Here is an 11,098-nt window from a genome sequence, read left to right on the forward strand (position 1 = left end):
GCTGGCTGTGGTGCATACGGCGATGTACGACGCGTGGGCGCCGTACGACGCGGTGGCCGTTGGCACCCGGCTGGGTGGCACGCTGCGCCGCCCGGCCACCGAGCGGCTCCCGGAGTTCAAGTCCAAGGCGATCAGCTACGCGGCGTATCGGACGGCCACCGACCTGTTCCCCGCGAAGGCCAGCGATTTCGCCGCGTTCATGACGATCCTCGGCTATGACCCCGACGACGCCTCCACGGACACCGCCACACCACAGGGGATCGGCAACGTCACCGCGCAGGCAGTCCTGCAGGCGCGGCACCGCGACGGCGCCAACCAGCTCGGTGACGAGCCGAACAGCAACGGCCGGCCGTACTCGGACTGGACCGGCTACACCCCGGTCAACACCTGGAACACCGTCACCGACGTGTACCGGTGGCAGCCGCTGTGCGTGCCGACGCCGCCGCCCGGCGCGACCAGCTGCGCGGGCACGGTGCAGTCCTTCGCCACCCCGCAGTGGAACAGGGTGACGCCGTTCGGGCTCACCCGGCCCGACCAGTTCGGGCCGCCGACGATGGACCGGTTCGGCCTGCCCAACCAGGCGAAGGAGCTGGTCGACGCGCAGGGCAGCCTTAGCGACAGGGACAAGACCAGCGCCTATTACTGGGCCGACGGACCGGGCTCGGAACTGCCGCCGGGGCACTGGGCGATGTTCGCCCAGGCATCGTCGCGCGCGGCCGGGCTGAGCCTGGATCAGAATGTCAAGGCGTTCTTCGCCCTCGGCAACGCGCTCCTGGATGCCAGCATCGCTGCCTGGAACGCCAAGCGGGTGCAGGACACCGTCCGGCCGATCACCTACATCCGCTGGCTGTACGCCGGGAAGAAGATCAAGGGCTGGCTGGGCCCGGGCAAGGGCATCGGCGCCATCGACGGGTCACAGTGGATCCCGTACCAGGAACCCTTCATCGTCACGCCGCCCTTCGCCGAGTACACCTCCGGGCACAGCACCTTCTCCAGCGCCGCCAGCAGCGTGTTCAACCGCTTCGCTGGCTCAGACAAGTTCAAGATCCCGTTGACCGTCACGGTGGCCGCCGGCCGCTCCACCATCGAACCCGGACTGGTCCCGGCCAAGGCCACATTGCTGAAGTTCAGCAGCTTCACCGACGCGGGCAACCAGGCTGGCCTATCCCGCCGGTACGGCGGCATCCACTTCGAGGACGGCGACCTCAACGGCCGGGCGGTAGGCGCGGCAGTTGGACAGGGCGCGTGGGCCAAAGCGCAGACCTACTTCACCGGCACCGCCGGCTAATGGACGGCTACGCACTACAGGGTGAGCTCGCGTGCTCCGTGGACTACAGGTCCACGAGGCGATGTCGCGGCTACGGTTCCCGTTCGAGGCGGATCCGGCCGATGTCGCAGAGCAGGGCCACGACGTGCCGCTGGACGACGACGAGTACCGCCGGTAGGTACGCGGCTCGGCCAGCCGGTCGATAGTGGCTAGGGGTACTTCGGCGACGGCCGGCCCGGTGGCCGCGCTTAAGTGGCGCCCCGGCGGTCGGGCGGTCTGTGTCCGCCTCGCTGTCGCGGCTGGGCAGTGCGCTGCCGGTGCCGCTGTTCCGCAGCACGTACCGGCTGCGGTCTGCCGACACTGCGGCGGAACGGGCGGCGATCGCCGCCGTGGGCCCGGGGGGCGGGCCGTGGTGGGTGGGCCCGTCGGCGACCTCGGGCGCAGATGCGGTGCTTGCGGAGTTCGGGCTACGGCTGGCCGACGAGCTACCGCTGATGTCCGCGGCGCTCGCGGGGCTGCCGGCCGGCTGCTGCTGGACACCCGACGGCGTCGAGGTCGAGCGGGTTCGGTCGGCCGACGACCTCCGCGCCTGGGCCGCCGCCTACGCCGCCGGCCACCATCATGCCGTTGCAGTATTAGGCCGGCGTTCACGCATCGTCGCAGCGCGCCGAGATGCGCCTCGGCCGCCATCAGCGGTCGAGCGCTAGAGATCGCGCCGAGCGTACAGGCGCGCGGAGCGCGGTGGTGCCGAATCCGAGGATGCTGAGGGTCGCGATCGCGGCGACAGTGAGCTGGGCGGGGTTCGCCTCGTCGAGCCACGACGGCAGCCCGGTGCGGATAGCGGGGAACCCCCATGCGAGGAATATGACGGCCATGATGATGGCGGGAGCGATGGCGGCGACGATGCGAATCGGGCCCGGGCCGGTCGCGAAGTACGCGGGTAGTTGGGTGGCAAGCAGAATGCCGATGAGTGTGACGCTGGCGCCGGCGACGCCGGCGGCGACGGCCCACTCGAACTCGGCGCCGAAGGCGAGCGCGGCAACCGGAGCCACGAGGGTTCCTGCGACGGTGAATGCGATCAGCAGCAGCAGGCAGGTCGCATAACGGCCGAGGACGACGTGCTGGCGCCGGATGCCGAGCGCGGCGTAGAGGGTGTCGAGGCGGCCAGGAACGGCCCTCCTGGTCGGCTGGTCGAGTTCTTCGTAGCGGGTTCCGACCTTTGGCCGCCGACCATCGGCTGACCGCTCAATGATCGATCCGCCGAGCGTGGCCACAGTTTTCGCACTCTGCGTAGTAGGTGCTCCGCTTGACCGGGAAGGGCCGGACGAAGAACGCCGTGAACGTCGTTGATCGCTTCACCACGGGTTGAGCGGCGTAGACGCCGCATACATCGCAGACCGCCGGTCGGCGGGTCACAACGTCATCGCTGGTATGAGCGCCGAAGTGAGAAAACACGGCGTCGTCACCGGCCAGGTTAGCGCCAGCGCCAGCGCCAGCGCCAGCGCCAGCGCCAGCGCCAGGCTTTCTGTCATAGCCCATGGTCACGACGCTCCTCGTGGTTGTTCGGTGTCCAGCTTCCCTCGTTATCCGCCTCGATGCCCAGCCGATCGCACACGTCGAACACTCCCGGGATTGCTCGTGCGGTGCGAAGGGCGGCATCGCGAGTCTCGTGGTTGACCACATACCCCTCGAGGATGATCACCGCATTCTGAACGGTCACCCAGATGCGTCCGGCCCGTACGCCGGGGTCGTTGCGGATGCCGGCGGTGATGAGATCGGCCAGGAAGCGATCGGCGTCGACGACCTCGTCGGCGATCCACTCCGTGCTCTCCGCCGGAGCCTGGTCGGTAACGACCGGTTCGAGGTGCCGCGCTGCTGGGTGAATCGACGGATGTGCTCCCGGGCGCTTGCCGCCGTTGCCGAGCGGCCAGGGATCGGCATGGGATCCGTTCGGGTTCATCGCTGGTTGCTCCTCAGCCGCTCGGGTGCGGATTCCATTGGCTCGTCACGGGATAGAGCTTCGATGGCGGCACGCTGGTCGGCGTAGGTGGTGAAGACGGTGTCGAGCCGCATGGTGTGCAGCACGGTGAGCACGAAGCGTGATGGCGCTGCCAGCGCGAGGATGCCGTTCTGTTGCTTGGTCCGCTGGTGCGCGCGGACCAGCAGGCCGAGCGCGGCGGGGTCGATGACGTGCACGCGGTGCAGATCCATGACGACGTGGACGCCGCGCTCGGCAGCGTCCATCAGATCGTCACGCAAGGCGGTGGCCGCGGCGGCATCGAGATCTCCCGGGGGCGTGATGACAACCGCGTTGAGGTCACGGCGCACACTTCGGTCAATGGCCGACACCTGATGCGGTGCGGCCGGCCGGCTGGTGGCCTCCGGTGCCGGCGAGGCAGTACGGCTGCATCGCGGACAGCGATGAGTTCCGGTCGCGAAGGGCGAGCCACTCCATCCGAGCGAGGCGACAACCGGCCACACCAGTTCGCCGTCCTTCGCCGAGATCTCGGTTCCGCCGTCTTCGTTCCCGCATTGGTTGCAGATCAGCACGGCGGTGCCAGCGTCGCGCCACACCGCCGTCATCGCGGTAGCCCCGGTCGGCCGTGGCGGCTGTCCGCCGGGCGGCTGTCCGCCGGGTGCCTGTCCGCCGGGTGCCTGTCCGCCGTGGCCCAGACGAGTCCGACCGCCAGGCCGGCGAACGCCAACTGCAGAGCGATCTCGGCCACGCCGACGCCGGAGCCATCCGCCCCCGCCAACCGTGCGACGACGGTGCCGAACACGGCAGCGCCGATGCCGACCGCGAGCGCGAGCCAGATCGGGACCCACCGGTCTGCCGACCGGAGGCATCGGCCCCCCAGTCCGACGATTGCACCCATGGCCAGCGCTGCGATCAGGCTGCTGAACGTCATGACCCACCCTCTGCTGCTGACGGCCTGTGCGGTTCGCACATGATCAGATTGCTGGCCACATCCCACGAACCTCTCGCGAGCGCATGACAGTTGCGTGACAAATGCCGTCGCACCGCGTCGCATCCATGCACAGCGGAGTGGCGGGACGGCATCATGCGAGGCGTGAGGGTGAGACGGATGGGATTGCGGGCGCGGGTCACTGCAGCGTTCGCGATCGGTGCCCTGCTGCTCTCGGCGTGTGTGACCTTCGTGTCCTACGAGCTCGCGCGCCGGAATTTGTTCGACGAACGTGAGCGTACGGCGGTGCGTGCGACCTACTTCGACGCGGCCGTGGTGGACGCGAACTTGGCCGGTCGTTCGCCCGACGTGCTTGAGATCCTCAGTTCCCTGGACACCGGCGCCGATCGGTACGTGCTGCTCCACCGTGATGGCAAGTGGTTCTCGCGGAGCGCCGATGCGTCCGCCGGCGCTGCGGTGCCCGCAGCGCTGCAGGAAATGGCCGGGCGGGGTGAGGCGGGCGCGCAGCGGATCCGGCGCGCGGGCGAACCGGCGATGGTGGTCGCGGTTCCGTTGTCGTCCTCGGCGGTCTTCTACGAGGTGGTGTCGCTGCGCGAGCTCGACCGTACCCTGCAGACCCTCGCTCTTGTTCTGGTCGCTGTCGCGATCATGGTGGGAGCGGGCGGAGCCGCGGTGGGGTGGTATGTGACGCGGCACGCGATGCGCCCGCTGGAGGCGGTTGCCCGGACGGCGCAGGAGATTGCCGATGGTGACCTTGCCGCCCGACTGGATCCCGATCTCGAGCCGGACCTGGCCGCGTTGTCGGCGTCGTTCAACCACATGGCGGACGAGTTGAACCGGCGCCTGGAGCGTGATCGCCGTTTCGCCGCCGATGTGAGCCACGAGCTGAGATCGCCGCTGCAGACCCTGTCCGCGGCCGCGAGCGTGGTCGATCGCCGGCGGACGGTCATGGATCCCAAGGCTGCTGCCGCCCTCGGCCTGATCACCGAGGAGATTAGCCGGTTCCAGGACCTGGTTGACGACCTGCTCGAACTTGCCCGCGGTGACGACGCGGTGCGGCGTGAACCCACCGACATCGGACACGTGGCGACCCAGGTCATCCGGATGCACGGCATCACCGATGACGTGCTCGAGGTGCAACCCGGTGTTGACGCCGTCTGGTATGTCGATCGTCGACGTGTCGAGCGGGCGCTCGGCAACCTCGTCGAGAATGCGGTTCTCTACGGCGGCGGACTCACCGCCGTGCGGATCGGCGTCCGTGGCTCGGTCTGCTTCATCGAGGTGGATGATGCCGGTCCGGGGATAGCCGAGGCCGACCGGGCATCGATTTTCGACCGCTTCGTCCGTGGTCCCGCCGCCCACTCCCGCGGCGATACGGTGGGAACGGGGCTGGGACTGTCCATCGTGGCGCAGCATGCAGCCGCGCACGACGGTGGTGTGAGCGTGAGCGATCGTCCTGGTGGCGGGGCTCGCTTCCGGCTCGAGCTTGCCGGCTGCCTGCGATGAACCGTCCGGCCGCGATGGGCGTGGCGATGGGCGTGGCTATGGCGGTCATCGCTGTGGTGGGCGCCTGTGGTGTGACCGCGCAGGACGAGCCTCACGCCGTGGAACTGCCGCGGCGGCCGCTGACCACCGCAGCGCCCGGCTCAGCATTCCCGGGGCCGCCGGGAGAGGTTGCTGAGGTGTTGTGCCTGGTCCGCGACGGACGTCTGGTCGAGGTGGTCCGGCGCGTCAAGGCTTCGCCTAGTGCTCAGGAGCAGGTCGATCAGCTGCTTGCCGGCCCGACTGAGGCCGAGCGGAACAGCGGGATCACGACGGCTCTGACCGGCTTGTCGCTGACGGTGTCTCTTCGGTCGGGGAGGGGCGAATCCGAAGTCGAGGTGGCAGAGGCGAACGAGGACGCCGCTCGCAGCGACGAGACCATCGCCTACGGCCAGGTCGTGTGCACGCTGACCTCCCGGTCGGACGTTGTCTCGGTGATCTTCACCCAGGACGGTGACAGGCTGGAGGTGCCACGTGCCGATGGTTCGTTGTCCCGCGGCCCGCTGTACGGCAGTGACTTCGCCGCTCTCGTGGCCGAGAGGTGATCGAGTATCCGCGAAGTCCGCCCAGCGGTCATGCTCCTGATCGCGAAGCGTCGGCTCGTTCGGGCCGGAGAGCGAGCGATGATGGAACCATGTCTGCCGTGCTGATTGTCGAGGACGACGACCGGATCCGACTGTCGCTGTTGATGGCGCTCGAGGAGGAGGGTTACACGGTCACCGGTGCGGCCACCGCAGAGGAAGGCCTCATCGCGCAGTCACGCCATCCCGCAGAAGTCGTTCTCATGGATCTAATGTTGCCTGGCCTGGACGGTTACGAGTGCATCCGCCGGCTGCGCCGCGACGATGACGTGCCCATCGTCGTGATCAGCGCCAAGGACGACAAGGACGACATCGTGGAGGCGCTGGAGGCGGGCGCCGACGACTATCTGGTCAAGCCGGTCTCGATCAAGGAATTGACGGCGAGGCTCAGGGCACTGCGTCGCCGGCTCGGCCCTGCCGGCCCGGCAGATATGCACGTCTGGAACTTCGGCGAGCTCGAGGTCGTGCCCGAGGCGGGAGAGGTGCGGCTGGGTGGCGAATCGGTCGCTCTCACACGCACCGAGTTTCAGCTGCTGTGTGAGTTGTGCCAGCACGCCGGCCGGGTGTTGTCGCGCCAGCAGATCCTGCAACGGGTCTGGCAGTACGACGGAGGAGACGAACGGCTCGTCGACGTTCACGTGGGACGGCTACGGCAGAAGATCGAGAAGGATCCGAGCGCGCCGCGGCACTTGGTGACGGTTCGTGGCCTCGGATACAAGCTGCAGCGCTAGGCCGACGTTCGAAACGGTGTGCGAGCGCTGGAACCAGACCGTCCAAGGCTGACCGTGCTGCGGTAGTCGCTGATGGTGGCCGCGTCCGGACGTGTCATGAAACTGTCACAAGAGCGCAGGACCGTCGCGATGTGGTCTGGAGATTCTGGCGCGTCGGTATGTCTGCGACGGAGATGAGCTCATGGTCCCGATCTGGTCCTATCCCGGCGATGACCGCTCGCCGGATGACGGGCGTCCGCCTGTAGGGGACGACATCCTCGTCGACCTCGTCGCCGGCGGTCTTCTGGCGGAAAGTTGCGTGCGCGGGCGCCGCGTGACGGTGATGGTGCAGAACCGGGTCGTCATCCTCGAGGGTGAGGTGGACTCGGAGGAGGCCAAGAAGGCAGCTGGTCGGCGAGCCTGGTCGACCCCGGGCGTCTTCGACGTCTGCAATCTCCTGGTGGCGCCACCCCCTTGAGAAGCATGCACGTGTGCACGCTTTTCAGGGGTGTCAACACGATGGGCCGCCCAGGCGGACCGTCATCGTGGTGTGCGGCGGCCGGTGAGGACGCGCATCGTGACCGCGCCGGCAAGACCGAGCGTCACGACGAGGACCAGCCACAGCACCGTGGAGTCCACCGGCGGACCGCTGCCGGCGTTGGCCTGGGCCAGCGCCAACGTGGAGGTATCCTGGGCCGCCGGCAGGGCGGCCGGGGCCAGCTTCTCGAAACGCACGATGCCCGTACTCTCCAGCATCTTCATGTGGTTCATCACGAAGATGTTGGCGTCATCAGCGAGCTTGCGGATGACCGGATCGCGGGTCGATGCGCGGACGGCGCCGATCACCGGGAAGATCTTGCCGTGCGCCGCCCGGAGCCGATCGACGAAGATCTGATCGAAGCGAGCGCCGGACGCCTTCTGCATCTCGGTGAGCCAGCCCTGCTGCTCCGCAGTTGGCGTGGACGGAATGGACGCGCCCAGCTTGTTCGCAGCGTCAACCACCAGTTGGTCGAGCCGCACGTGCTGTTCGGCGATCATTGCGCCGATCTTGCGTACGCGGTTCAGGCTTCCCCGGTCAGCAGCCATCTGACCGGCTGGGATCTCCCACAGTCCTGCCAGGCGCACCCCGTTCAACAGCGTCATGTCAGCAGCATTGAGCTGGGTCGGCGAAGGCGCGCCGGACGCGGGCGCCGGTGTCAAGCTCAGCGCCGCCAGCGCCGCGGCCGTCAGTGCGGCCGTCAGCGCGGCCACGCGGCGGCCGATCGAGACGACTGACAAGCGGGTCATGTGCACCTCCGGGCGTGCGCGGCCCACCGGTCGGCGGCTGCATGCCAAGCTGTACGACGCCGATCGGAGAATGGTTCATCACTGCACCTATTTTTGGGACGGAAGGGAGGGCTCGGCAACCGAACCGTCCCACAGGCGCGCCCACTGCGCGGCCGGCACATCGCCGGCGGCCTCGACGAGCGCGTTGAGCGTCGCGGCGAACGCCAGTGGACGGATCAAGGTGAGACCGGCGACCAGATCGGCGATGGCTTCACGGCGGCGGCTCATCACGGCGCCCACCAGGTCACGCCCGGGCGCGGTCAAGGTGATCCAGGCCGCGCGCCGGTCGTCCGGGCGTACCTGGCGAGCGGCCAGGCCCTTGCTGACCAGCCGGTTGCACATCCTGGTCGCCGTGGACGACGTGACGGACAACTCTCCAGCGAGGTCCACCACACGCTGCGGGCCCTGCGACACGAGCAGCACCAGTGTGCGGAACTGAGGAAGGGTCACCTCCTCGTCCACCTGGGCGATCGAGCGGGCGGCCAGCCCGATGAACACTCGGCTCAAGGCCAGAAGCGCGTCGGTGACCTCGTCCTCGACGGCCGCAAGCTGCCAGGAGGTACGCGTCATCCGCCCACTCTGGCACACCAGGTACGGCTCGGGCCGACGGCGGTTGCCCCGCCCGGTCCAGCCGCGGGCGCCACTGGCCCGGTCTCGCCGCCCGGGTGTCTACTGAGCAGATGCCGGCGGAAGAACTGAGGACGGTGATCGTGCGGGAGGTCGTCGTGGGGACGGCCGCCCTCGTCGTTGTCGCACTCGCCGTCCCGGTGGTGATAGCGGCTGACCGTCAGGCCCTCCGCGCTCTCGTGGTCGCCGTGGTCGCCGGTGTGTTGTCCGCCGTGCTGTCGGACTGGCGTTCCCGGGCCACCGTCGTCCTGGTCGCGATCGTGGTGTCCACGGCTGTCCTCCGCCAGCAGTCAGGCATCGATCCGTGGCACTTCACGCCGCTGATCGTTTTGGCATGGATGCTGGGTACGGGTTATCGACGATTGTCGCGGCATCGCCAGCCGTGACGGTCGTCATGCGTCGTCGTCAGCACACGGGCCCCGCTGACCGGTAGTCTAGGCAGCGGTGCGCCGGGAAGTCTGGTCGGCATTGACTCGACCGACCCTGGAAATCGGAGTTGCCCCGTGCCGGCGCCCAATCGCGACTACAAGCTCTTCAGCCGTGGCTCATGGCCCGAGGCTCGGCGCATAGCCGACATTCTTCGCAAAGAAACCATTGGTGGCGTTCTGTTACTAGCAGGCGCGCTGGTCGCTCTCGTCTGGGCGAACTCGCCCTGGGCCGAGCAGTACGAAGCCATGCTGCAGTTCACCGTCGGACCAGCGGGGCTGCATCTCGATCTGCCCGTGGCGAAGTGGGCGGCAGACGGCCTTCTGGCGATCTTCTTCTTCGTGGCCGGGCTGGAGCTCAAACGTGAGTTCGTGGCGGGGGACCTGCGCGATCCGCGCCGGGCCGCGGTGCCGGTGGCCGCCGCGGTCGGCGGTGTCATTGTGCCCGCGTTGCTGTATGTCGTGGTGAACCTGAATGGTGCGACCGTGGGCTGGGCGATTCCGACGGCCACCGACATCGCGTTCGCGCTGGCGGTGCTCGCGGTCGTCGGCCGATGCCTGCCGACGGCCCTGCGGACCTTCCTGCTGACCTTGGCGGTGGTCGACGACCTGCTCGCAATTCTGATCATTGCTGTGTTCTACACCGCTCAGCTGTCCGTGCTGCCGCTGCTCGCCGCGCTGCTGCCGCTGGGTCTGTTCACTGTTCTGGTGCAGCGCCGGGTCCGGTCGGGCTGGCTTCTGCTGCCGCTGGCGTGTGCGGCGTGGGCGCTGGTGCACGCCTCCGGTGTCCACGCGACGGTCGCCGGGGTGCTGCTCGGCTTTGCCGTGCCGGTGCTCCGCCGTGACGGTGCAAACGGCCCCGGGCTGGCCGAGCACTTCGAGCACCGGTTCCGGCCCATCTCCGCCGGCGTCGCGGTGCCGATCTTCGCGCTGATGTCCGCAGGCGTCGCGATCGGTGGCTTCGCAGGACTCGGCTCGGCGCTCTCCGATCCGGTCGCGATCGGCATCGTGCTCGGCCTGGTGGTCGGCAAGCCGGTCGGAATCACGGCGGCCACCTGGCTGACGGCGCGCTTCACCCGCGCACGGATGGATTCCGGGCTGGCGTGGATCGACGTGGTCGGCGTGTCCGTGCTGGCCGGTATCGGCTTCACCGTATCGCTGCTGATCGGCGAGCTCGCCTTCGGCCTCGGCACCGACCTCGACGACCGTGTCAAGGTGGCGGTTCTGACCGGTTCGCTGGCCGCGGCTCTGCTGGCCGCGATCGTGCTCCGCGTGCGCAATCGCACGTATCGGCGAATCTTCGAGGCCGAGCAGGTCGATCGCGACCGTGACGACGTCCCGGACGTCTACCAACATTGATCGAAGGGTTCGGGATCACCGGTGCTGTTGCTCACGTTCGCCGCCGTGCTACTGCTCGCGGTGCTGGTGTCGGCGCTCGCGAAACGTACGATCCTGTCCACCGCGGTTCTGTTCCTTGTCGCCGGCTTCGTGTTGGGCCCGGACACGACCGGAGTGCTCGACGTCCAGGCCGATTCGCCGCTGGTCGCGACGCTCGCCGAGCTGGCGTTGTTCGCGGTTCTGTTCACCGACGGCATGCGGGTCGGCTGGGCCGATCTGCGGTCCGCCTGGCGGTTGCCCGGCCGGGCGTTGGGTTGGGGGCTGCCGCTGACCTTGCTGGTGACCGCGGTGGCCG

General features: G+C 68.5%; 17 protein-coding genes. 10 read left to right on the forward strand and 7 right to left on the reverse strand.

The window, feature by feature from the left end:
• The 3 genes from AB0M20_RS10620 to AB0M20_RS10630 form a co-directional block, all read left to right on the forward strand.
• The coding region (locus tag AB0M20_RS10620) for a vanadium-dependent haloperoxidase (protein WP_364296675.1) at positions 1-1,288 on the forward strand (1,288 nt) is incomplete at its 5' end.
• 31 nt (positions 1,289-1,319) lie between these two features.
• Entirely contained in the window at positions 1,320-1,445 is a 126-nt protein-coding gene (locus AB0M20_RS10625; RefSeq protein WP_364296677.1) for a hypothetical protein, read from the forward strand.
• A gap of 100 nt (positions 1,446-1,545) precedes the next feature.
• A complete protein-coding gene (locus AB0M20_RS10630) occupies positions 1,546-1,974 on the forward strand; it encodes a hypothetical protein (protein WP_364296679.1) in 429 nt (142 codons plus the stop codon).
• Here AB0M20_RS10630 and AB0M20_RS10635 read toward each other — a convergent pair.
• The 5 genes from AB0M20_RS10635 to AB0M20_RS10655 form a co-directional block, all read right to left on the reverse strand.
• Positions 1,957-2,541: an ABC-2 transporter permease gene (locus tag AB0M20_RS10635; RefSeq protein ID WP_364296682.1), complete on the reverse strand. Its 585-nt coding sequence runs from the start codon at positions 2,539-2,541 to the stop codon at positions 1,957-1,959. The two genes, AB0M20_RS10630 and AB0M20_RS10635, sit on opposite strands and share 18 nt — an antisense overlap.
• Positions 2,513-2,722: a zinc-ribbon domain-containing protein gene (locus AB0M20_RS10640; protein WP_364296706.1), complete on the reverse strand. Its 210-nt coding sequence runs from the start codon at positions 2,720-2,722 to the stop codon at positions 2,513-2,515. Before AB0M20_RS10640 ends, AB0M20_RS10635 begins: the two co-directional genes overlap by 29 nt.
• 73 nt (positions 2,723-2,795) lie before the next feature.
• On the reverse strand, positions 2,796-3,227 hold the full coding sequence (locus AB0M20_RS10645; RefSeq protein ID WP_364296684.1) for a BON domain-containing protein: 432 nt from the start codon (positions 3,225-3,227) through the stop codon (positions 2,796-2,798).
• A complete protein-coding gene (locus AB0M20_RS10650) occupies positions 3,224-3,850 on the reverse strand; it encodes an STAS domain-containing protein (RefSeq protein WP_364296686.1) in 627 nt (208 codons plus the stop codon). Before AB0M20_RS10650 ends, AB0M20_RS10645 begins: the two co-directional genes overlap by 4 nt.
• Entirely contained in the window at positions 3,847-4,176 is a 330-nt protein-coding gene (locus tag AB0M20_RS10655) for a hypothetical protein (RefSeq protein WP_364296688.1), read from the reverse strand. Before AB0M20_RS10655 ends, AB0M20_RS10650 begins: the two co-directional genes overlap by 4 nt.
• A 168-nt stretch (positions 4,177-4,344) precedes the next feature.
• Here AB0M20_RS10655 and AB0M20_RS10660 point away from each other — a divergent pair, with 168 nt between their 5' ends.
• From AB0M20_RS10660 to AB0M20_RS10675, 4 genes are all read left to right on the forward strand, one after another.
• Positions 4,345-5,700 carry a HAMP domain-containing sensor histidine kinase gene (locus AB0M20_RS10660; RefSeq protein ID WP_364296709.1) on the forward strand — a complete coding sequence of 452 codons (1,356 nt, stop codon included), beginning with the start codon at positions 4,345-4,347 and terminating at the stop codon, positions 5,698-5,700.
• On the forward strand, positions 5,697-6,281 hold the full coding sequence (locus AB0M20_RS10665; protein WP_364296690.1) for a GerMN domain-containing protein: 585 nt from the start codon (positions 5,697-5,699) through the stop codon (positions 6,279-6,281). The genes AB0M20_RS10660 and AB0M20_RS10665 overlap by 4 nt, the downstream gene beginning before the upstream one ends.
• Positions 6,282-6,370: 89 nt before the next feature.
• A complete protein-coding gene (locus tag AB0M20_RS10670) occupies positions 6,371-7,048 on the forward strand; it encodes a response regulator transcription factor (RefSeq protein ID WP_364296692.1) in 678 nt (225 codons plus the stop codon).
• A 181-nt stretch (positions 7,049-7,229) separates the two neighbouring features.
• Positions 7,230-7,505, forward strand: coding sequence for a BON domain-containing protein (locus tag AB0M20_RS10675; protein WP_364296694.1), 276 nt, complete (start codon positions 7,230-7,232; stop codon positions 7,503-7,505).
• Between the two features lie 62 nt (positions 7,506-7,567).
• On the opposite strand, the gene AB0M20_RS10680 is transcribed toward AB0M20_RS10675, so the two are convergent.
• Positions 7,568-8,341 carry a DUF4142 domain-containing protein gene (locus AB0M20_RS10680; protein ID WP_364296696.1) on the reverse strand — a complete coding sequence of 258 codons (774 nt, stop codon included), beginning with the start codon at positions 8,339-8,341 and terminating at the stop codon, positions 7,568-7,570.
• 60 nt (positions 8,342-8,401) lie between these two features.
• On the reverse strand, positions 8,402-8,923 hold the full coding sequence (locus AB0M20_RS10685; protein WP_364296698.1) for a MarR family transcriptional regulator: 522 nt from the start codon (positions 8,921-8,923) through the stop codon (positions 8,402-8,404).
• A 110-nt stretch (positions 8,924-9,033) separates the two neighbouring features.
• Here AB0M20_RS10685 and AB0M20_RS10690 point away from each other — a divergent pair, with 110 nt between their 5' ends.
• The 3 genes from AB0M20_RS10690 to AB0M20_RS10700 form a co-directional block, all read left to right on the forward strand.
• On the forward strand, positions 9,034-9,366 hold the full coding sequence (locus AB0M20_RS10690) for a hypothetical protein (protein WP_364296700.1): 333 nt from the start codon (positions 9,034-9,036) through the stop codon (positions 9,364-9,366).
• Positions 9,367-9,483: 117 nt separating this feature from the next.
• Positions 9,484-10,764 (forward strand): Na+/H+ antiporter NhaA, encoded by a 1,281-nt coding sequence (gene nhaA / locus AB0M20_RS10695; protein WP_364296702.1) that lies wholly within the window; start codon positions 9,484-9,486, stop codon positions 10,762-10,764.
• Between the two features lie 21 nt (positions 10,765-10,785).
• Positions 10,786-11,098, forward strand: a 313-nt coding sequence (locus AB0M20_RS10700) for a cation:proton antiporter (RefSeq protein WP_364296704.1), incomplete at its 3' end; no start/stop codon positions are given.

Origin of the sequence: Actinoplanes sp. NPDC051633, assembly GCF_040681735.1 — a bacterium.
GTDB lineage: Bacteria > Actinomycetota > Actinomycetes > Mycobacteriales > Micromonosporaceae > Actinoplanes.

What these genes read in the sequence shown, in the direction of transcription:
- AB0M20_RS10645 (WP_364296684.1), bottom strand. Translation starts at nt 3,227, where the DNA reads ATGAACCCGAACGGATCCCATGCCGATCCCTGGCCGCTCGGCAACGGC.
- AB0M20_RS10650 (WP_364296686.1), bottom strand. Translation starts at nt 3,850, where the DNA reads ATGACGGCGGTGTGGCGCGACGCTGGCACCGCCGTGCTGATCTGCAAC.
- AB0M20_RS10655 (WP_364296688.1), bottom strand. Translation starts at nt 4,176, where the DNA reads ATGACGTTCAGCAGCCTGATCGCAGCGCTGGCCATGGGTGCAATCGTC.
- AB0M20_RS10665 (WP_364296690.1), top strand. Translation starts at nt 5,697, where the DNA reads ATGAACCGTCCGGCCGCGATGGGCGTGGCGATGGGCGTGGCTATGGCG.
- AB0M20_RS10670 (WP_364296692.1), top strand. Translation starts at nt 6,371, where the DNA reads ATGTCTGCCGTGCTGATTGTCGAGGACGACGACCGGATCCGACTGTCG.
- AB0M20_RS10675 (WP_364296694.1), top strand. Translation starts at nt 7,230, where the DNA reads ATGGTCCCGATCTGGTCCTATCCCGGCGATGACCGCTCGCCGGATGAC.
- AB0M20_RS10685 (WP_364296698.1), bottom strand. Translation starts at nt 8,923, where the DNA reads ATGACGCGTACCTCCTGGCAGCTTGCGGCCGTCGAGGACGAGGTCACC.
- AB0M20_RS10690 (WP_364296700.1), top strand. Translation starts at nt 9,034, where the DNA reads ATGCCGGCGGAAGAACTGAGGACGGTGATCGTGCGGGAGGTCGTCGTG.